General features: G+C 42.6%; 21 protein-coding genes. 2 read left to right on the top strand and 19 right to left on the bottom strand.

Annotated features, from left to right (window positions below; all coding sequences use genetic code 11):
* Positions 1-52: 52 nt before the first annotated feature.
* The 17 genes from AAEY94_RS17385 to AAEY94_RS17305 form a co-directional block, all read right to left on the bottom strand.
* Positions 53-922, bottom strand: coding sequence for an EamA family transporter (locus AAEY94_RS17385; RefSeq protein WP_182744142.1), 870 nt, complete (start codon positions 920-922; stop codon positions 53-55).
* A 231-nt stretch (positions 923-1153) separates the two neighbouring features.
* Positions 1154-1597, bottom strand: coding sequence for a GNAT family N-acetyltransferase (locus AAEY94_RS17380; RefSeq protein ID WP_101087443.1), 444 nt, complete (start codon positions 1595-1597; stop codon positions 1154-1156).
* A gap of 97 nt (positions 1598-1694) precedes the next feature.
* Positions 1695-2081, bottom strand: coding sequence for a DUF2306 domain-containing protein (locus tag AAEY94_RS17375; protein ID WP_101087444.1), 387 nt, complete (start codon positions 2079-2081; stop codon positions 1695-1697).
* A 69-nt stretch (positions 2082-2150) separates the two neighbouring features.
* The gene (locus AAEY94_RS17370; RefSeq protein WP_101087445.1) at positions 2151-2867 is read right to left on the bottom strand and encodes a ZIP family metal transporter; all 717 of its coding nucleotides are present in this window, start codon (positions 2865-2867) and stop codon (positions 2151-2153) included.
* A gap of 142 nt (positions 2868-3009) precedes the next feature.
* Positions 3010-4002, bottom strand: a complete 993-nt coding sequence (locus tag AAEY94_RS17365) for an alpha/beta fold hydrolase (RefSeq protein WP_350979353.1) — start codon at positions 4000-4002, stop codon at positions 3010-3012.
* Between the two features lie 94 nt (positions 4003-4096).
* Positions 4097-5020 carry a formate/nitrite transporter family protein gene (locus AAEY94_RS17360; RefSeq protein WP_101087446.1) on the bottom strand — a complete coding sequence of 308 codons (924 nt, stop codon included), beginning with the start codon at positions 5018-5020 and terminating at the stop codon, positions 4097-4099.
* Positions 5021-5301: 281 nt separating this feature from the next.
* A complete protein-coding gene (locus AAEY94_RS17355; RefSeq protein WP_101087447.1) occupies positions 5302-6099 on the bottom strand; it encodes an EcsC family protein in 798 nt (265 codons plus the stop codon).
* A gap of 249 nt (positions 6100-6348) precedes the next feature.
* On the bottom strand, positions 6349-7041 hold the full coding sequence (locus tag AAEY94_RS17350; RefSeq protein ID WP_101087448.1) for a hypothetical protein: 693 nt from the start codon (positions 7039-7041) through the stop codon (positions 6349-6351).
* A gap of 237 nt (positions 7042-7278) precedes the next feature.
* Positions 7279-7665 carry a septal ring lytic transglycosylase RlpA family protein gene (locus AAEY94_RS17345; protein ID WP_101087449.1) on the bottom strand — a complete coding sequence of 129 codons (387 nt, stop codon included), beginning with the start codon at positions 7663-7665 and terminating at the stop codon, positions 7279-7281.
* Between the two features lie 259 nt (positions 7666-7924).
* The gene (locus AAEY94_RS17340; RefSeq protein ID WP_101087450.1) at positions 7925-8941 is read right to left on the bottom strand and encodes a formate dehydrogenase subunit gamma; all 1017 of its coding nucleotides are present in this window, start codon (positions 8939-8941) and stop codon (positions 7925-7927) included.
* 48 nt (positions 8942-8989) lie between these two features.
* Positions 8990-9586, bottom strand: coding sequence for a formate dehydrogenase FDH3 subunit beta (gene fdh3B, locus AAEY94_RS17335; protein WP_101087451.1), 597 nt, complete (start codon positions 9584-9586; stop codon positions 8990-8992).
* Positions 9587-9611: 25 nt separating this feature from the next.
* Entirely contained in the window at positions 9612-12461 is a 2850-nt protein-coding gene (locus AAEY94_RS17330) for a formate dehydrogenase subunit alpha (protein WP_101087452.1), read from the bottom strand.
* A 16-nt stretch (positions 12462-12477) separates the two neighbouring features.
* The gene (locus tag AAEY94_RS17325) at positions 12478-12675 is read right to left on the bottom strand and encodes a twin-arginine translocation pathway signal (RefSeq protein WP_011635548.1); all 198 of its coding nucleotides are present in this window, start codon (positions 12673-12675) and stop codon (positions 12478-12480) included.
* 50 nt (positions 12676-12725) lie between these two features.
* Entirely contained in the window at positions 12726-13391 is a 666-nt protein-coding gene (locus tag AAEY94_RS17320) for a TorD/DmsD family molecular chaperone (RefSeq protein ID WP_011635547.1), read from the bottom strand.
* Between the two features lie 10 nt (positions 13392-13401).
* Positions 13402-15081 carry a 4Fe-4S binding protein gene (locus tag AAEY94_RS17315; RefSeq protein ID WP_350979348.1) on the bottom strand — a complete coding sequence of 560 codons (1680 nt, stop codon included), beginning with the start codon at positions 15079-15081 and terminating at the stop codon, positions 13402-13404.
* A gap of 155 nt (positions 15082-15236) precedes the next feature.
* Positions 15237-15893, bottom strand: a complete 657-nt coding sequence (locus tag AAEY94_RS17310; RefSeq protein ID WP_101087454.1) for a DUF3306 domain-containing protein — start codon at positions 15891-15893, stop codon at positions 15237-15239.
* Positions 15890-16357, bottom strand: coding sequence for a DUF3305 domain-containing protein (locus AAEY94_RS17305; RefSeq protein ID WP_059745292.1), 468 nt, complete (start codon positions 16355-16357; stop codon positions 15890-15892). The genes AAEY94_RS17310 and AAEY94_RS17305 overlap by 4 nt, the downstream gene beginning before the upstream one ends.
* A gap of 347 nt (positions 16358-16704) precedes the next feature.
* Here AAEY94_RS17305 and AAEY94_RS17300 point away from each other — a divergent pair, with 347 nt between their 5' ends.
* On the top strand, positions 16705-17559 hold the full coding sequence (locus tag AAEY94_RS17300; RefSeq protein ID WP_101087455.1) for a formate dehydrogenase accessory sulfurtransferase FdhD: 855 nt from the start codon (positions 16705-16707) through the stop codon (positions 17557-17559).
* Here AAEY94_RS17300 and rlmF read toward each other — a convergent pair.
* Both rlmF and AAEY94_RS17290 read right to left on the bottom strand, forming a co-directional pair.
* Entirely contained in the window at positions 17556-18638 is a 1083-nt protein-coding gene (rlmF, locus tag AAEY94_RS17295) for a 23S rRNA (adenine(1618)-N(6))-methyltransferase RlmF (protein ID WP_101087456.1), read from the bottom strand. The genes AAEY94_RS17300 and rlmF overlap by 4 nt on opposite strands.
* On the bottom strand, positions 18638-19039 hold the full coding sequence (locus AAEY94_RS17290; RefSeq protein ID WP_101087457.1) for a flagellar basal body-associated protein FliL: 402 nt from the start codon (positions 19037-19039) through the stop codon (positions 18638-18640). Before AAEY94_RS17290 ends, rlmF begins: the two co-directional genes overlap by 1 nt.
* Positions 19040-19165: 126 nt before the next feature.
* Between AAEY94_RS17290 and AAEY94_RS17285 the strand changes: the two genes are divergently transcribed.
* Positions 19166-19780 carry a chorismate--pyruvate lyase family protein gene (locus AAEY94_RS17285; protein WP_101087458.1) on the top strand — a complete coding sequence of 205 codons (615 nt, stop codon included), beginning with the start codon at positions 19166-19168 and terminating at the stop codon, positions 19778-19780.
* Positions 19781-19862 lie beyond the last annotated feature (82 nt).

Raw genomic sequence — 19862 nt, 5'->3', positions numbered from 1 at the left:
CTTTTCTAATAATATCAATAAATAGAAGTTAAAACGAAACGACGGCTCAGTCTTATACGCCCATCTCAACGGCTTTTTTAGGCGTGAAACTACTGCCTATTGAGGCAATAATCACCAAACCAATGGCAGACCACTGTAGCAAGGTTAATTGCTCACTTAAAATAATAAATCCAGCCAATGCAGCAATCGCAGGTTCTAAACTCATTAGCACGCTAAAGGCTTGTGTTGGCATGTTTCTAAGGGCTATCATTTCCAAAGAATAAGGTAAGGCGCTAGAAAGCACCCCTACCAATAAGCCAAGAGGCAACACTTCCCAGCTAATCAACGCTAAGCCTTGGCTTATTGCGCCAACAGGCACAAGCACAATGGCAGCCACTGTCATCCCCAGCGCTACAGTAATACCACCAGAAGCTTGCTTGCCTGTACGAGTACCAAATAAGATATAACCAGCCCAACACGCGCCTGCACCTAATGCCATTAATGCACCAACAAGATCAAGCCCTTGTGCACTCGATAAATCAGGCATCAACAGTAAAATTCCCGCTATGGCGCAGGCAACCCAAAACAGATCGCTTTTTCGCTTAGAGCTAAATAAAGCCACCGCCAAAGGGCCGGTAAACTCTAATGCTACAGCTATGCCAAGTGGAATCCGTTCAATGGCTAAGTAAAACAGGATATTCATCCCGCCTAAACACAGGCCATAAATAATAATACTCCGCCAATCACGGCCTTGGGGTAATGCTCTCCATGGACGAAACACCAACCAAAGTACGGCAGCCGCAAAACCTAAACGTAATGCAGTAGTACCTTCAGGCCCAACCAAGGGAAAAAGTTGCTTTGCTAAAGAAGCGCCGGATTGAATGGTCACCATAGCCAGTAAAACACTACCAACTGCGGTCAGAAGTACACGATTGATTTGCATCTACAATACGCCTAAAAATGAAAAAGCTAAGTGCCGGCATTCTACCTGAGCCACGTCAAACCCTGCAGTATTTATTATCATCATACACACAAGTCATACCATTGAGTGAATCGCGGTAATCTCTCATAGCTTCAGAGCTTTCATAGGGCGTTTATCTGTTCATTTACTAATAGTAAGTCGCGATAACAGGCAACATAAGGAAGGCTCGAGCTTTACGCGGGGTTATTTATTTTACGGTGTTTGTAAAAATTTAATAAACTCGATCTTACTGTCGGTTATTGACCCATTATCCTCATAACCGCAGATTTGATAACCACTCGCGATAAGCATCTGTAACATGGCAGGAAATTGATTCATCGATTTAACACTAATAGATTTAAAGCCATTATCAATCGCCCAAGACTCTTGAATAAGTCGCAGCTGAGAAGCAACTTTCATGTTGCGATGCTCAGGAACTACACCGCCTAACCAGCTGTAAAACTGACCATCAGATAACGTATAGCCCACTTTAAACCCCACAGGCTTGTTATCTAATCCTGCCACTAAAATCAGATAGTTTTTGCCTGCTAATCGGTTTTCGATAAGGTCCACAGACATTGCTTTTTCAAACTCTGGAATTTGCGCTAATACCGCCAAAATATCTGATACAGTGCCTGAGCCAAACTGGTATTTCATGAGTCCACCCGTTTATGTTTAACCATGTCATCCACTTTCATCGTTAAACTCATCATGGATAATAAAGTTTAAAAGCGTATTACAGTTAATCAACTGGTTAGCTAAAAATCCAATCATTCAATAATCTACCAGGCATAAAAGCAAAGGTACCCGCGACAATGAGACCACCACAATACAATATAATCATGCTTCGTTTGTGTCCCCGAACATTGCCTTTTTTAATATAAAAATAGCCAGCAGGAACAGCGTAAAGCGTTAGAAGACTTAACAAATGAATATAGCCAAAGTGATTCAAAAAGCGACTTCCGAGTTGAGCAGGCATAAACAGTGACACGATGGCAGTGAACAACATCAACACCATATAAATTTTGCCTAATGCTTTGTGTTTAGGTGTACCTTTTCTAACAATAAGTAAATAAGTGCCAATGAAAAATGCCGGCACTACAGTGACTAAATGCAGATAAGATAAATTGATGTAATCCATTTGTTTTTATTCCCAGTTCATTACGTTGATGCTTGCAGAATTATTTAGCACGACTATGTAGCACAGAGATCATGACGTGGTTAACATTAATCCCAACATACCAAGACCAAAACCAAATACAGCTCCCATTGGCGGTGCCCAACGTTTTTCAAGTTTTACCTGAGGAGCCAAATCTTGAAATATGGAGTAGAGAATACCGCCTGATGCGAAAAGCATCACTGCCGCAATAATTTCTGGTGACTCTGATAACCACAAATAACCACACATTGCAGCTATGGGACCCAGCATTGCCATTAAACAAAACATGATGATTATTTTTTGGGGTTTATACGCAGAAGATGCATTTAATTCACGGTAGGCACTAAATCCTTCTGGCACATTTTGTAACGCGATTAACGCTGCCAATAAGAACGCGTTGTTACTTCCTGTCGCAAATGCAGCACCCAAAGCGATTGATTCTGGAATAAAATCTGCCAGCATGGCTGCTAGTTGAGAGGCTGGGGTATCTATTTTGTTAAGGTAAATATCAAGGGCCATAAAACTCAGTCCACCAGCCATAAGCCACATACAAGCAGGTAATGGCTTAAGACTCGCTATGCCCTCTGGCACCAAAACCAAAGCAACCGCTGACAATAAAGCACCGCCGCCAAAAGCCATGACACTGTGCCTAAATTCCTGTTCGAGCCACTCACTGCTCACGTTCTCAAAATGGGCAATTAAAGCGCCTAATGGCATAGCCAAACCAGCAAGCAGTGTGGTTGCTAAAACAGTTAGCAGCAAAGACATGTTTTAATCCTTTAAAAGGTATAACGCCGCAGTAATTTGCCATAATCGGTTTAAGCCATACAATTATGGAACCATTTTTGGCCATAATAAGTGCAGCGAATACACAAAAAATGCTAGAGATTTAAGCCAGGTTTTATGTTTATTATTGCTCAAGAGCCTGATGAAATGCTTTTATGAAAACATCATAGTCTTCAAACTGGGGCATATGACCCAACCCATCCAACTCAATCAGTTTTGAACCTTTAATCAATTTCTGAGTATTAATACCCAGATTTTTATAGTCGCCTAATGTTCTGGTTACACCTTCTTTTAACCACCCTCTACCTGGGCCGGTTTTATCTCTGGTGCCAATAATAAGCACTGTTTCATTGTTAATTTGTGAAAACCTATCGACAATGTTTTCTGAAAAAATCGGGCCGTAAGTTAAGGCATTATTCCAAGCAACAACTTGCCAATCATCCCCAGCAAGCATTCCTCTCACAGGCTCTAACAGCTTCTCGTATTCGCTTGACCATTTGCCATCATAATAATTTTTCTTCTGATAGTTTCTCGCTTTATCGAGTGTTTTAGCGAGCTCATTTTTATAAAAAAAGTTAACATCTTTAAACTGCACATATTTGCCGTAATCTTCTAAACCAATAGGGTTAATCAGAATCAATTTATTAACCGCACTAGAATAATTAACCGCAAATGTAGTCGCTAACATCCCGCCCATTGAGTGACCAACAAGATCAAATTTTTTGACATCTAAACTGTCCAATAATAACTTGGTATTTAAAGCTAATTGGCCGAAACTATACTGATAAGCATTTGGTTTTGAAGATTTACCAAAACCGATTTGATCTGGAATAACGACTCGGTATTTTCTTTTTAGCAAGTCATTGGCAATCCTTTCCCAGTAATAGCCTGAGAAATTTTTACCATGCAACAACACGATGACTTTGTCTGCATTTTTATCACCAATATCCATATAACGCATTTTTAAATCTTTATTTTGCGAGTTAACATTAAATGTTTTAACTTCAAAGGGATAATCAAACCCATCTAACTCTTTATTATACTTAACCGGACTTGCAGCCAATGCCTGTGATACCACCGCAAATAGCGTCATTAATACCAAACAAAATTTCTTCATATTACCCTCATTCAAATAAATCATTCACAAACAACAAAACGCACCATGACAGCCATTTTGATTGAAAACAACCTCGCTTTTTTCAACCGTAAACCTACATCTCTTGTCGAACTTGGCCATAAGCTAACATCGCAAACAGCCCTGTACCGCCAATGATGTTACCCACTAACATAGGGCCAATATGGTGCGACAACGCAGTAAAAAAATTCATTTCACCATTAAGTACCAAACTAAATATTTCATTAGACCCGGCAATAACGTGAGTAAATTCTCCAGCAGCAATGAGCCATGTAAACATAATAATGACCAACACTTCAGACCCTTTTGCCGAGGGTAGCATCCACACCAGTGCGGCAATAAAAAAGCCCGCTGGTATGCCGCGCATTAATGTCTCTGAAGGCGTTAACTCTGCAACATGGCGAGATATCTGGAGGATAGCGGTAAGGATGTCTTCTGTCAGTATGTTACCGTGCACGACAATTGCCGCCGTGAAAAACGTGCCAACAAAATTTGCTGCTAACACAATTCCCCATAAGCGAGCGGTGCAAACAAGAAGATGCTTTGTGGTGTTAGCGAGTAGCGGCAGCACCACGGTGATGGTGTTCTCAGTAAAAAGTTGCAGCCTTGCGAGAATGACTAAGACAAAACCAAAAGTGTAGCCAAGGCTTTCGATGATAGACAAATAAGGATGATCGGAGCCTATGTTGCTGCGGATAATACCTTCGGCCAAAACAGACGCTGAAATGCCGATACCAGCCGCTATTCCTGACCACCACAACGACATCAACGGTCGATCGAGTTCTTCCTGGCCTTCACGCAAAATAATAGAATAAACCGTAAGCGATGAAAGACTGCCATGTTCAATCACTGCATCACGCTCAGATCCTGTCAGCGATATCTCTGGTTGCGTCGGCTGACTCTCGCGTACTTCACGCTTCTCAACCTTGTCGCCACACTTTGAATCACTGGTTATTGTCGATTGGGTATTTTCGGTCTGTTCCGGTCCGTGCAGTGTCATATTGATATCCTTTTCTGGCTTAAATTTAGCTTGAGGTCCCATTTAAGTACATAAAGAATAGATGCTTTATATCATCAATTCAACAAACGTTGCCGCCTCACAAATGACCATCAATACATTATTAATAAGTCATGTATTGATGGTCTACTGCGATGCTTATTGAACCTCTACTAGGATTAACCGATGGAATAAGTAAATCCAAATCAAAATTATTGCCAAAATTCAAAGCACACTTGTCATTTACTAGCCGAATAAAAACGGGTTAATTTCACGAATTATGGTTATTGATTACCATTTTTAGGTAACGACTGATAAGCACTTTTTACAGTTTCATACCCATATATACGCTCTAATTTTCGCACAATAAAATGACCTCGGGCCATATCTTGAAAGTGATCAATAAACAAAGTATTGATTATGGCACCGCCTGCCGCACCGATAGCAGGTACAGCTTGTGCCGCTGCTTTTTGAGTCACTTGAACACCAAATTTTTCAGCGATTTTAGTAATAAGTTTGACTAAAATAGGCGCGGCTTCATCGGTAATACCTTTTTTGACCATAAACTCAGCGGCTTCAGATACTGATTTTGCTAGGGCGGCTCTTACTGCAAAATATCCCGATTCACTACCATCATCTAAATCACTTTCGCCACCCAGCGCGAACACCTCCAAACAAGCCATTTTTGTTTCTAGAGTAGTAATAAACTCACCTTCACTACGAGCAATATCAGCTATAGAACGCAGCATGATTGATGTCGAAATAGGAAGTTCAACCGCTATCGCAGCTAATCCAAAGAAACCGCCCACACCACCACTCGCAGCAACGCCTAATTTATGCCAAAGATTGGACGATTCTTCTCCGGGAATATCTTTCATGGTAAATATTGCCGCTTCAGACGCTTTAATTAGCGACTTTTCGGTCACTTTAGCGATATTTTTATTCCAGTTATCCGGTAGAAGCGCTAACCCTTTCTCAATAGGGGTACCGATTAAATTAGTTATTTTTACCGCTAGACCAGGATTTTCTAATAGTGATTTAGCAACTAAAAGCTCTTTTTTATGTGATTCTGAAATATTCAAATAACCCCCTTAGTTGTGAAGTAACGTAGTGCTGCGATTGTGTTTTGCACCTCAAGAAGCGCTTATCACCAATTTGAAGTAAAAGGACATTGGTTGCAAATCAACTTAACGCGCTTATTCGACAATATTCCCACTGCGCCATTGTATTCAAAACAGCGGACACGGCTTTAGCCTTAGACAGCTCAGGTTAATTTGGTAAACAAATAGTGTTGTGGACTTCATAAATGATGGGAAAAATGTTGCTAGGAATTATTTATCTAACGCGGGTAAATAGCCACGACCTTCTTTAGGCAAATTACTCACGCCTTCAGTGGTGTCATTTAGCGCGCTGCCATAATTATCACGACAGTAAACACAAGGGCTCATTTTATTCACAAAACGACCCTTTTTGGTATATTTCCTCAAATATGCGTGTGAAATATCTACATTACCTCGATGTAATTCAACGACATTACCCACTTTTTGTCTTAAATCACTTATAGCTGCATCTTCTGCGCACATGTTGTCATTGGCACAGCCCCAGCCGATGACTTCTTTGCTGGGATCGCGGTGTAAATATTTAGCCGCGGCCCAAGGGCCACCGTGGTGACCGGTTGGTTTACCATCGGGAAAATTTGAGGGCCTATTGGCCAGCTCGTATGCAATACGTTCAAGCTTATCGGCTGGGGCTCTATCACAGAGAGTGTCATGAAACGCAGGACGCGCTGTGGTGACAAAATAATTATGATTATGGCTTATTTTTAAATCGCGGCAATGGGCTGAACTTTCAACTTTATTTATGCTTTCTATCTTAGCTACTGCATCACTGCAGGCTAATATTTGGTCACTCACATTCAGATCTACAGCCTTTATCCATTCCTTTGTAATAAGGTAAAAACGATGTGCTTCGACAACAAGCATCGACGTTTTTAATTCACCTATAGAATATTCAATCTCGATCATATCTTCTGCAACACTTCCACATAGTTTTTTAATCTGGTTAATTTCGCAGCCTATTACATTACAATTTAAATAATGACTTACTGTTAAACCGACTCTTATAAAAGCTCAGCTAAAGAAAGCGAAACCAAACCATATGTTAAACGTTCGCCTACGAAACCGACCATACGGCCAGTTGATTAGCAAGCTGGATTATCTTCGATGCCAGGTCAGCAAGACATATTGCGCCATAGAAAAGTGCTAACGAACGACTTCAATGTTAACGTCAATTAAACCACTAGATATATTGCCAATACTGCTGAAGGCAGACTTTGAAAGATCAATGATGCGCCCTCTAACAAACGGACCACGGTCATTAATTTTAACGATAACACTTTTACCATTATGGGTATTAGTCACTTTGACATTAGAGCCAAATGGTAGCGTTTTATGCGCAGCGGTTTTTTGATTATGCTGATAGATATCACCGCTTGCAGTCTTGTTGTTTTGATGTATATCACTATAGTACGAGGCTTTACCTGACTCAGTGAAACCTATCATATCTCCACTACCTGATTGGATAGTAGAACAACCTGCCAATATAAAGGCAAAGAGTAAAAATTGAATATTTCGAGAAATGGCTATCATTGTTTGTCTTTTAGTTTGGTCACACAACAAGCCTATAGAGCGACTCGTTTTCTAGTGATTTAATAATATCCTGCACACTAACTGAGTTTGAACAGTGATTCAAATTAAACCGCCATCATCTACTGCAATCAATTCGATTCATTACCTGCATCCCAAAACTTATTAATGTACCTGCAGCAATAAAAAACACCTTGTTAGTTACCCAACAAGGTGTTTTATCTCTGCCATCAACCTGGTGCATTAACACCAGAAAGCAGGGCTACTCTTTGTATTTTAAACTGCCATCGGCTTTGATTTCGTCGTACCACACATTGTGGTGCTGCGAAGCCCAGTTTTCGTCACAATAGCCAGATACCATACACTCCATACCGCCTTCACTGAGTACGGTCGCCATCCAAATATGTACTATGGTAAATGCGATTAGAATCGTCGCACTTAAGCCATGTACAAGTAAGGCGAGCATTGACAGTTCGCGCGGTAAATCCAGTGTTGGAAACACTAACATTATGCCTGTTATGCTGATGCTTAGACCAAAAATAGCTAAGGTCCAAAACCACATTTTTTCACCCGCGTTAGCAAATCCACTGTCTGGATGTTTGCCTTTAAACGGACCAAAATTAATGTAGCCACCCACCACTAAAAACCATTTCAAGTCATACATTTTGAAGGTTTGTAGTGGCATCCATTTGATAACACACAACAGCCAAGACACCATAAAAATGGGGCTAGACCAGTCATGGGCAAACTTGCTAAAGGCGATGATCCCCGCCCAAATACCGTCACCGACATAAGGGGCTAAGAAATGGCGTCCGAGCATAATGATTATACCGGTTAACATCATGATTAAGCATGAAACTGCCATAGTCCAATGTAACCAGAGATCACTTTTACTCCAACGAAGTACCATTTTGCCCGAAAAGCCTTTACTCAGTTTAGATGGACCATTAACGAAGTAAAACACTAAAAAGGCTGCAAAAACACCGACAACGGCTAAGCCGAGTGCGGGTTTCAGGTAGGTATTTCGCAATATCTTGCCTTCATTACCCGATACATTTATCAGAACATCAGCATCAAGGCCTTTGTCTGTACTGTATCCCGGTTCGCCGGCTTTTACTGCGCGCCAGAGATCTGCATCACTGGTTTTAGACTTTGCTTGTTGCTGACTTGATTGTTCATCGGCGGCATACACCATTGATGTAACCAACCCCAATCCCATACACAGAACCAACAGAGCAAACATCCTGCGCAGTGATTTGTTTAACGTTAAAGTTAACATTGTCACTCCTTATATGACTGCGAAAATTATCGCAGCCATTGCTCTGGGTTAGATCATTTCGCCTGTTTTAGGATTGTAGCCCCAAATTACATTTGGATTACCGCGTGCAGCCATACGTTGACGGTAAATGTCAGACACTATGCCTGCATCGCCGGCTAACAATGCTTTGGTTGAACAAAGCTCTGCACACATTGGTAATTTGCCTTCTGCAATACGGTTTGAACCGTATTTTAGACGCTCGGCTTCTGAATGATCTTCTTCTGGGCCACCAGCACAGAAAGTACACTTATCCATTTTGCCACGGCTACCAAATGCAGACTTCTTAGGGAACTGCGGTGCACCAAATGGGCAGGCATAGAAGCAATAGCCACAACCGATACACGTATCTTTGTTATGTAGCACAATGCCGTCTTCGGTACGGTAGAAACAGTCGGCCGGACATACAGCCATACATGGTGCATCGGTACAATGCATACATGCTACTGAGATTGACGCTTCTCCTGGTTCACCATCATTAAGCGTTACCACGCGGCGACGCTGAATACCCCACTCTAAAGCAGAGTCGTTTTCGTTTTTACATGCTGTGACGCAACCGTTACACTCGATGCAGCGTTTGGTGTCACACAGAAATTTCATGACTGCCATAATGGCTTATCTCCTCATCAAGTGTTTAGGCTTTGCTTATTTGACACAAGCTAGACTTGGTCTCTTGCATTTGCGTTACGACATCATAACCATAGGTCATTACGGTATTGGCAGATTCGCCAATCACATAAGGCACGGTTCCTTCAGGGTAGTTTTTGGCTAAACTCTTGCCTTCAAATACGCCTGCAAAGTGGTATGGCATAAAACATTCACCTGCAATAACACGTGGTGTAACCATTGCCTTAACAGTAATTTTTGCACCTTCTGGACTGTGAACAAATACGTCATCGCCATCACGTAAACCGCGATCTGCAGCGTCTGCTGGATTGATCTCGATAAACATTTCTTGCTGCAATTCAGCAAGCCAAGGGTTACAACGGGTTTCTTCACCACCACCTTCGTATTCAACCAAACGTCCGGTTGTTACGGCAAGTGGATAGTCGGTAGCAAAATCCTTGTCTTGAATTGTTTTATAAAGCGTTGGTAGACGAGCCACCATACGGTCTTCATAAGTAGGGTATTTAGCCACTAAGTCACGACGAGGGGTGTATAACGGTTCTCGATGCAATGGAATATCGTCAGGGAAGTTCCACACAATACAACGCGCTTTAGCGTTACCGTAAGGAATACAACCATGCTTAATTGCCACACGTTGAATACCGCCAGAGATATCAGTTTTCCAGTTTTTACCTTCAGCTTTGACTTTTTCTTCTGCTGTTAGGTCGTCCCACCAGCCAAGCTGCTTAAGCATGTCGGCGGTAAACTCTGGGTAACCATCTTCAATTTCAGAGCCTTTTGAGAAAGAGCCTTCAGCCAGAATGTTATTGCCTTCGTGTTCAACACCATAACGTGCACGGAAGTTACCACCACCGTCTTTAACTTCACGTCCGGTGCGGTACAAGATTTGAGAACCAGGGTGTTTCTGCTCTGGTGTACCCCAACATGGCCAAGGTAAACCATAGGTTTCGCCTTTAGCTGGGCCGCCGGGTGCTTCAAGTGAGTTAACGTCGAATGTGCCCCAGTTTTCTTGGTGCATTTTCAAACGCTCAGGGCTTTGGCCTGTATAACCAATAGTCCACATACCGGTGTTAAATTCACGGGTAATGTCTTCCACTAATGGCTCATCGCCATTAACCTTGATGTGCTTACAGAATTGATCCGCAACGCCCCATTTTTTGGCCAGTTTATACATGATGGTGTGATCAGGTAATGACTCAAATAATGGTTCGATAACTTGCGTACGCCACTGCAGTGAACGGTTGGAGGCTGAAACCGAACCGTAGGTTTCAAACTGAGTTGCCGCAGGTAATAAATACACTCCATCTTGGCGTTCGTGCATAACACCCGCCATGGTTGGGAATGGATCAACGACCACAATGGTATCCATTTTATTCAGTGCTTCACGGATTTCACGACCGCGAGTTTCGGTGTTAACTGACTGACCCCAAAAGAACCCCAGACGAATATTGTCTCGTTGAGCAATCTTGGTTTTGTCTTCTAACACACCATCATGCCAACGCGAACAAGGAATACCCGCAGATGTTTGTGGCGATTGACCTAAGTATTCACCTTGGTCAAAACGCTCGGTGATCCACTTTGGTTCAAGGTCCCACACATTAGCCCAATGGTCCCATGCGCCAGACGTTAAGCCGTAATAACCAGGTAAGTTATCAAATAACAAACCAAAGTCAGTCGCACCCTGTACGTTATCGTGACCACGGAAAATGTTAGTTCCGCCGCCTTCGATACCCATGTTGCCAAGGGCAAGCTGTAAAATACAGTAAGCACGAGTGTTAGCATTACCAATGTGATGCTGAGTACCACCCATACACCAAACGATAGTGCCAGGCTTAGTTTCTGCCATCATTTTAGCGACACGGTACATTTGTGCTTTTGGCACACCGGCAATGTGTTCGACTTCTTCTGGAGTGTATTTTTTCACTTCTTCTCGGATACGTTCCATGCCGTATACACGTTGAGAAATGAACGAATCATCTTGCCAGTCGTTTTCGAAAATGTGCCATAGCAGACCATAAATAAATGGAATGTCAGTACCTGGACGAATATGGACATATTCATCAGACTTAGCCGCTGTACGGGTAAAACGTGGATCAACTACGATGATTTTGGCACCGCGTTCTTTACCAATCAAAATGTGTTGCATCGCCACTGGGTGAGCTTCACATGGGTTAGATCCAATAAACATCATGCATTTTGAATTGCGAATGTCGTTAAACGAGTTAGTTTGCGCACCGTAGCCCCAAGTGTTTGCAACACCGGCTACCGTGGTAGAGTGACAAATACGAGCAGAGTGATCGACGTTGTTAGTGCCCCACATTGCTGCTAATTTGCGATACATATAAGCTTGTTCGTTTGAAAATTTAGCACTACCCATAAAGTAAACTGAATCAGGACCAGACTCTTGACGAATCGACTCCATTTTGTCGCCTACTTCATTTATGGCTTGATCCCATGATAGACGCTTCCATTTACCACCTTCTAGCTTCATTGGGTATTTTAAGCGTTTTTCACCGTGACCATGCTCACGTAATGCTGCGCCTTTAGCACAATGTCCACCTTGGTTAAATGGATGATCGAACGCAGGCTCTTGCCCTGTCCACACACCATTTTGAACTTCAGCATACACACCACAACCTACTGAACAATGTGAACAAATAGTTCGTTTTATTTCGGTAGGTGCATTGTGCGGTACATCTTTAGCTTCTGCTTTACGCATCATACCTGCGCCAAGCATTGAAGCCGCTGCAATACCACCGGTCGCCAAACTGGCAGACTTGAGGAATTGACGTCGGTTAAGACCTAGGCCTGACTTTTCAGCTTTAGTGGCCGTGTCTGTTTTGCGGGTTAATCGCATCACACACTCTCCTTTGTTATTTGCTTAACGAAGCATAGTAATTGCGAATATGCTCAGTTTCGCGATAGTTATTGCCCGTAGGCTCTTCTGTAGACGGTTTAGTGACTTGAGCAAGTGCGGGTGCACTGACACTGGCCACAGCACCTGCCGCACTGCCGAGCGCTAATGCTTTGAGCATTTGGCGACGACCCATGTCGGAAGCTTGCTTTTTCATATGGTCTCCTTGTTAAAATAAAGATGGGGCTAAATAAGCCGTCATCCAGTTTAGTTAATTTGTACAACCTCTTCTTCAAGCGGATCTAAGTCAGCACTACCTGGACAATTCACCGGAATATCCAAACTCAGTTGTTCAAATTCATTGGCTTCAGCGGTAAAAAATGCTTTAGCTAATTGCGCGACGTTTAGGTAAAAATTAGCACTAGGTGTTTTAGCCAAATTATCGCAAAAACGTATAATCCAACTGCCAATATGGCGTTGATAAAACGCTAATTGACGGTAACCTGGTGCTTCTAAAATTAAGCAGCCCATGACTTCGCATAATGCAGCGACATGATCTTCTGGTTCTTTAACATTCTCTTCACGTTCAAAGCCTAGTAGCATCAAGTCACTCCGCAATGCCGCTAAGGGTTTATCCATTAAAGAGCCAGTCATAAACCAGCTGCCATAAGGCATAATCTCACCACTGCCTACGCCTAAGAAAATGGCAAAGTATTCATCTTCTAGGGTGTTGGTATCACTATTTTCTGCTGCCAGTTTTAACGCATTCCATGCTTGACTCATGGTATTGCCATCCTCGGCCTCTACCTCTAAACCAGCTAAAAACTGTAATAACTCAGTATTGGGTTGGCGACGAAATAACGCAGCCAGCAACTGATATATATCGGCTCTTAACTGATCATTTTCACTTACTTGTCTTCCTGTTTCTGTCATAGGAGATCTCTTATTGCAATTGCTTTTCTGGATCGTCAAGGATGTCTTCAAACATGTCTTTTACACGGCAATCGCCACACATTTTCAAACGTTCAATATTGGCGCTAAACGCACTATGTTCACCTACCATCTCAATTATTTTTTTCACCATAGATTGGGTGGCAAATTCACTACCACATCGAATACATTCAAACGGAGGCTCATGTTTTAATACTTGAACTTGTTGTCTTGTAGACTGATTGAAGTTGATTTGAGGTAGTAAACTAATGACGTTTTCGGGACAGGCCGCTTCACATAAACCGCATTGGACGCAATCTTGCTCAACAAATTTAAGAGCAGGAGCGTCGCCGCCATCCTTTAACGCTTGGGTTGGACACGTTGACACACACGACAAACATAATGTGCACTTGTCACTGTTAATGCTAACCATACCGTAGGGAATATTCGCCATGGTTAACACGTCATCAACACCTGCAGCTTGACCATTTAGGTGGTCAATCGCTTGGAACATAATATTGCGTTTTACATTGGTATTAGGTTCGATAGCGTTCAAGGTCATCGGCATTATCACTGGCCAAGCTAAACTAATGGCTAGCGCCTCATCTAACTGGGTTAGCTCTGACGGGGTAATTAAACGAATCCGTTGTGGCTGTCCCATTTGGTCGAGTATGCGATTGGCTAATGTAGACTCACCTTTAAGCATTTGCAGTAATGTTGGTGCCGTAACCGGAGTGTGTAGAATTAAAATTTCGCGTGCACCATTGGCTAATGCAGCCAACCAATGATCAATACTTGCTACAGTGATCTCTTCCATTGCAACAGGTAACACGTCACCGCTTAGCTGCTCGTTAATCCATTCTGCGCCAGCTTCATTGTCATGAAATAATATTACTGGGGCAGTTTGCGCTTCTTGACGATAACGACTAATTAACTTTTCGAGGTAAGTATGCAGTGAGGCTGGGGTTGGTAAATCATAGCTTAGCGCCCCAGTTGGGCATGCATTAGTACAGCTGCCTGCGCCATGACAAAGATAAGGGTCAATTTCAATTTTATGTGCAACGCTACTAATGGCATCAGCAGGGCAAAAGTTTAAACAACGATTACAACCGTTTAAACCGTGTTTATCATGAGCGCAAATATCGCTGTTAACTCGGACATAGCGCGGTTTATCAAACTCACCGATTAACTCTGGAATACTGGCAATCGCATCGGCAAGTAAATCGCTGTCTTGGCCGACATAAAAGTAACCAGGAGGAAGCATTTCAAGGTTAATGCATGGGCTGTGGCTTAAATCGAGCACAATATCAAAGTGCGCTTGGCGTATGGCCACCACACTTAGTTCGCTAATACCGCTTTCACCATCAACTTTGACCTGAAACTGGCCTAAAAAACCTTTTACGCTGGCCAATTTATTGTAATAACTTTCAACATCAGTGGCTGCATTCATCACCGCTTCAAGGTGAGTTTCATCTTGGTTAGTGATCGCTTCATTGGCTAAAATGACTCGGCTTGCCATTGTGGACAATTTGTCCGCAGCTAAACGCGCGAGATCTTCAGGCCCAATAATAAGCACATGCCCCTGGGTGATATAGCTAACAGTGGGCGGAATTAAATTTTGCAAAATCTGCGTATTCGCCATCACCTGTTGTCGTGCTTGTTTCAGCTGTGGCTGGTTTTTTCTTATACTCATTGCGTTCCCAATTATCGGTTTTTATACCTCATTAACAGTGATAGCTCAGTTCACTGTTCACGCTTATTGCACGTAATAGATTGACATTAACTTGTTCTAAATCTGTAACTAACGACTTTTATTTATGTCATATTCATCTTGTGACGGTGTCGTTATTACGCTTTCGCCTCATCATTGGCGACAGCTTGCTTTAGCAGATCATCATCCTGGTAAAGCGGTTGTTCTGCTTGCGATAACGCCGCAATCGTTGTTGCATCATTATCGGCTAAATCGATTGAGTCCTCTTCGGCTATCGAGTCGGTTTGTTCGGCTAATTCGTTTGGTGCTAATTCAGCGGGGTCAGCTAAGTCAGTTGGCGCTAAGTCAGCATCTAATTCTGGCTCAGGCTTTTCTTTTTCAATGACATATCGAAACACTTTACTGGCCAACTCTGCAGATACATCCGCTGACAATAGCGGTTGATTGGTATAATCCAATGCATATTCAAGCAGCCCATCGATATGACCATATTGTGGCTGTTTCCATAATGCTCGTAGCGCAGCAGCTTTAGTCGTTGGGTCGACACTTTTGGCCATAAAGCGGGCAAAACTGCCACCTACTTCAATCGAGTTTGGGTCTGGTAATGCTTCTGGCTCTGCCACCTCATCCGCATCTATAGCGCTAACGTCTTCGATTGGTTCAGCTGTTAGTATGTTGAAGTCATCAGGCTTTTCTTGTGCCTGTTGCAACAACTCTTCTTGTTTAGCCTCTTCAGCAACCCGCTGACGCCTAATTTCCCAACGGTTAAGAAGACCTTCTGCTTTATCGCTCATTGCATATTTCCAGAGCGATTCGCGCTCGGCCCTTCATTTTTACGGCGGTTAACATGCTTGCGTCTATGAGCGCTGATTTCCACTTCGCCGTGACGAGTGATGAATGCCTCTATCCAACAGGCAATGGCGCTAGGCATGGGAATATTAAGCACTGGAGTATCTGATTCTAGGCAACCGGCACTCACGTGTTGATCGGCAGAGATCATCGCAGGCACCCATGTGCCATCAATCAATTCATCGCACACAATAAAGAGTGTTGCATTATCCATATCGAGATTGATGCGATAACTACCACGTTGATCTTTGTACAATTCCAGTGGCACCAAAACAGAATTGTCTGGTTGCTGCTCTGTTGCTGGAACCATTTGATCTAGCTCCCAGCGAACAGATGTCCAGCGCCCTACTTGGGTTTGAACCTTTTTCAATGAAACATACATTGGCCAAATCGTGTCGGTGTGTTGCATGGTAATGCTTACCTCTGACATGAATATGTGTATTGAAATACACTTGATTGATTTGTTTATAACTAAAATAGGAGCAAAAATGATGCCAACTAAAAAGTAAAATTAACTTTGAACTAGATCCCGAAATCCCTCCTAAGAATAGGACAATATGTCCACAGTGCAATTTTAGGTGGGACATTAATACGCGCCAAATTCATTGAATTTGTGAAGATTTGCGCCAGATCACGCTTAGACAAGTTGTTTTCAGTTTAAGGAATAATAATTGCTATGATCATCAGGTGTTGAAGCAGGCAAACTCTGCCTATTCTTTCAATCTATGAATGACCCACTAAGAGGCTATCTCGCTTATGACTCAATCTGTTTCAGCCACATCTTTGCAGCGCAATGCAATAAAGTTTGTTAAAACCAACACGCAGGTTCCGCTCACCATTGCAGTTAAAGCCATCAACGAACAAGGCCAGGTCGTCGATAAATTTGTCGCTTGCGAACGACCATTAACCGTATATTTAAATTGGCGTCCTATCGTAACCTTAATGACATTGGGGGCTAAACCAGAGTCACTCACTATTGGCTACTTAAAAAACCAGGGGTTTATTAGCGAGTTAAGTCTATTAGAGTCGGTTATCGTTGATTGGGAAGTCAGTTCAGCGGCGGTGATAACCCAAGAGATATCTGAAGATATTGAGCAGAAATTGTCTGAAAAAACAGTGACGTCCGGTTGTGGCCAAGGCACTGTTTACGGTGGATTTTTACAAGGCTTGGATGAGATTAATTTACCTACTCCATCACTCAAACAATCGACTATTTATGCCTTACTCGGCAATATCAATGCTTATAATGAAACCTACAAAAATGCCGGCGCTGTGCATGGTTGCGGAATATGCCAAGACGAACAAATTTTAGCATTTGTTGAAGATGTTGGCCGCCACAATGCCGTTGATACGTTGGCGGGAGATATGTGGTTAGATCAGCAAACGGGACACGATAAGATTTTCTACACTACAGGCAGATTAACATCAGAAATGGTCATCAAAGTCGCCAAAATGGGCATACCAGTATTGTTGTCACGCAGTGGCGTTACCCAAATGGGCCTAGATTTGGCCAAACAAATGGGCATTACCTTGATAGCTCGTGCTAAAGGGCGACATTTTTTGGTGTATCACGGCAGTGAAACGATTGAGTTTGATGCCACTAAAGATTAAGCACGTAATGTGGCCCATTGTTGGCGTATTGCTGGGGCTAAAAAGCTCCACGCTAAAATACGGGTCGCTTTATTACCTTGTGTCATCTCGATAGTTTTTACTTCCACAGCATTAAGCTGTTTAAGTAGTTGATAACAAGGTTTGAGATTGTCCGACTTTGACACGAGTGACGTAAACCATAGCACTTGGTTGGCATAATCATGGCTTTGCTTGATCATGTTGGCTAAGAATTTTTGCTCACCACCATCACACCATAACTCGGCTTTTTGACCGCCGAAATTAAGCGTCGGTTTAGCCTGACTAACCGCTAACTTACGCGATTGTTGACCATGTTTTTGTTGCTGGCTTTTGGCTAAATTTTTGACTTTCCGTAATGAACCTTCGGAAGCTTCAGCGAGTGAGCGATGAAACGGTGGATTACACATGGTGACATCAAACCGTTCATCTGCAGCGATGATATTCTTAAATATATGCTCAGGTTGCGGCTGTAATCTCAACTTTAAATGTGTGGTAATCTGGGCGTTTTGCTGAGCAATTTTAGCAACATTGTCGATAGACACAGGATCAATATCCGACGCCACAAATTGCCAACCGTAGGTTTGAATACCCAGCAATGGATAAATTCCATTGGCACCAGTGCCGATATCTAACCCTCGAATACTTGCCCCTTTGACTACTTTGCCTTTAACCGCTAATAAATCAGCAATGTAATGCAAATAGTCCACACGCCCAGGTACTGGAGGGCATAAATATCCTTCAGGAATATCCCAACCGTTAATATGATATTCGCTCAGCAATAATGCTGCATTGAGGCTTTTTACCGCTTTTGGGTCAGCAAAATCAATGGAAGGATTACCATAAGGATTTGGTCGAACAAAAGCGGCTAGTGCTGGCATAGCAACGATCAATGCAGCAAAGTCATAACCCTGTAGATGGGCATTACGCGGATGCAATGATTTTGATAACACTGGCTTGTTAGGCTTCACAGAAACAGGATTAACCTTGGTAGCGGATCGGCTTGGCGAGCGCTTAGCTGCATTATGCTTGGCTCGCATCGGAGGAGTCGTTGAACGGGTCATTAATCGTATAAATATTTAGTAAATAATAAGTTAACCACAATAGAGCGACCGACTTCTTGTTCCATAAGGCGGTTGACTGTCTCATAGCATTCACGGCGGATCTCTTCACGACCAGATAAGGATTTAACCTTTTCTTCTGACTGATTACCCAAAATTTCAACAATGGCCGAGCGTAATAAAGGATCATGATGTTCTAAGCTCATTAAATCGTTCGGATCTTTTACCATCAATTCGACACTGATTTTAACAAAGCCTAACTTTTTACGGTTAGAAATATAGTTAGTTACAATATCAGGCTCAAAACCGTAATAAGCATAATCTTCGAGGGCTGGTTCATCAGCTGCATGGACATTAAATGCGAAACAACACAGCATAACTAACGTTGAAACCAATTTTTTCATAGTGAGAGACACCCTTTCAATGTGGAACGTTAATTAAATAAGCCATCGTGCCCACTCCCTAAGAGTGTTTGCTCATCTTTGACATGATAGACTACTGCCGTTGAGATATATTGTAACGAGTTTTAGATGAACGTGACCAGTATTAGCTTTCCTTATGGTGAATCAATTCATTGGTTTTCGCCACAAAAGATCGATTCATTGCCTCATAGCCAACTTAAAGAGTGGCTATTAGCAACCGGAAGTTTGACCCAGCGCCTCAAGACACACTGCAAACACTTTGAAGTGAAAGTGTTAGGCGAGCATTTACTTGAGCCTCTAGCAGATGAATTTCCTGCTCAAACTAACCCTGTTTGGGTCCGCGAAGTATTATTGTGTCTTGACGGCACCCCTTGGGTATTTGCCCGCACACTGATCCCACAGACTATTTTAGGCACTCAATCCCCTAATAATCAAAATGCTGATGATAAACAGATTCGCAATCAACAGAATGATTTTACTCGCCTTGGCACCCGACCTTTAGGTGAGTTATTGTTTAATAGCCCAGACATTACTCCCGGCAATATTGAAGTCGCTCAGTTTGAAACCTGTGGCCGTTTAGCTGCACTAGCCACCAGCTTAAATCAACAGGTTAACAGTAGTTTATGGGGGCGTAGACGTTACTTTAACTTGCACGGTTCACAGCTTATTGTCAGCGAAATATTTCTGCCTGCGGCTGTCGATTATATCAATCAAAGCACTTAAGGTTAACGCTACTCAGCATCTTGTAAACCTAACTCAGTAATCAAAATAAAAAACGCCCTTATGGGCGTTTCTGTTGTTTGCT

Origin of the sequence: Shewanella sp. AC34-MNA-CIBAN-0136 (assembly GCF_040309945.1) — a bacterium.
GTDB lineage: Bacteria > Pseudomonadota > Gammaproteobacteria > Enterobacterales > Shewanellaceae > Shewanella.
The sequence above is the reverse complement of the archived record's forward strand: the minus strand, read 5'-3'. Positions and strand labels throughout refer to the sequence as shown.

Coding starts and splice junctions, on each gene's coding strand:
- AAEY94_RS17360 (WP_101087446.1), bottom strand. CDS start 5,020: ATGACACTGCACGGACCGGAACAGACCGAAAATACCCAATCGACAATA.
- AAEY94_RS17340 (WP_101087450.1), bottom strand. CDS start 8,941: ATGTTAACTTTAACGTTAAACAAATCACTGCGCAGGATGTTTGCTCTG.
- AAEY94_RS17380 (WP_101087443.1), bottom strand. CDS start 1,597: ATGAAATACCAGTTTGGCTCAGGCACTGTATCAGATATTTTGGCGGTA.
- AAEY94_RS17385 (WP_182744142.1), bottom strand. CDS start 922: ATGCAAATCAATCGTGTACTTCTGACCGCAGTTGGTAGTGTTTTACTG.
- AAEY94_RS17315 (WP_350979348.1), bottom strand. CDS start 15,081: ATGAGTATAAGAAAAAACCAGCCACAGCTGAAACAAGCACGACAACAG.
- AAEY94_RS17310 (WP_101087454.1), bottom strand. CDS start 15,893: ATGAGCGATAAAGCAGAAGGTCTTCTTAACCGTTGGGAAATTAGGCGT.
- AAEY94_RS17345 (WP_101087449.1), bottom strand. CDS start 7,665: ATGATAGCCATTTCTCGAAATATTCAATTTTTACTCTTTGCCTTTATA.
- AAEY94_RS17330 (WP_101087452.1), bottom strand. CDS start 12,461: ATGCGATTAACCCGCAAAACAGACACGGCCACTAAAGCTGAAAAGTCA.
- AAEY94_RS17305 (WP_059745292.1), bottom strand. CDS start 16,357: ATGCAACACACCGACACGATTTGGCCAATGTATGTTTCATTGAAAAAG.
- AAEY94_RS17290 (WP_101087457.1), bottom strand. CDS start 19,039: ATGAAAAAATTGGTTTCAACGTTAGTTATGCTGTGTTGTTTCGCATTT.
- AAEY94_RS17285 (WP_101087458.1), top strand. CDS start 19,166: ATGAACGTGACCAGTATTAGCTTTCCTTATGGTGAATCAATTCATTGG.
- AAEY94_RS17320 (WP_011635547.1), bottom strand. CDS start 13,391: ATGACAGAAACAGGAAGACAAGTAAGTGAAAATGATCAGTTAAGAGCC.
- AAEY94_RS17325 (WP_011635548.1), bottom strand. CDS start 12,675: ATGAAAAAGCAAGCTTCCGACATGGGTCGTCGCCAAATGCTCAAAGCA.
- fdh3B (WP_101087451.1), bottom strand. CDS start 9,586: ATGGCAGTCATGAAATTTCTGTGTGACACCAAACGCTGCATCGAGTGT.
- AAEY94_RS17350 (WP_101087448.1), bottom strand. CDS start 7,041: ATGATCGAGATTGAATATTCTATAGGTGAATTAAAAACGTCGATGCTT.
- AAEY94_RS17300 (WP_101087455.1), top strand. CDS start 16,705: ATGACTCAATCTGTTTCAGCCACATCTTTGCAGCGCAATGCAATAAAG.
- AAEY94_RS17365 (WP_350979353.1), bottom strand. CDS start 4,002: ATGAAGAAATTTTGTTTGGTATTAATGACGCTATTTGCGGTGGTATCA.
- AAEY94_RS17375 (WP_101087444.1), bottom strand. CDS start 2,081: ATGGATTACATCAATTTATCTTATCTGCATTTAGTCACTGTAGTGCCG.
- rlmF (WP_101087456.1), bottom strand. CDS start 18,638: ATGACCCGTTCAACGACTCCTCCGATGCGAGCCAAGCATAATGCAGCT.
- AAEY94_RS17370 (WP_101087445.1), bottom strand. CDS start 2,867: ATGTCTTTGCTGCTAACTGTTTTAGCAACCACACTGCTTGCTGGTTTG.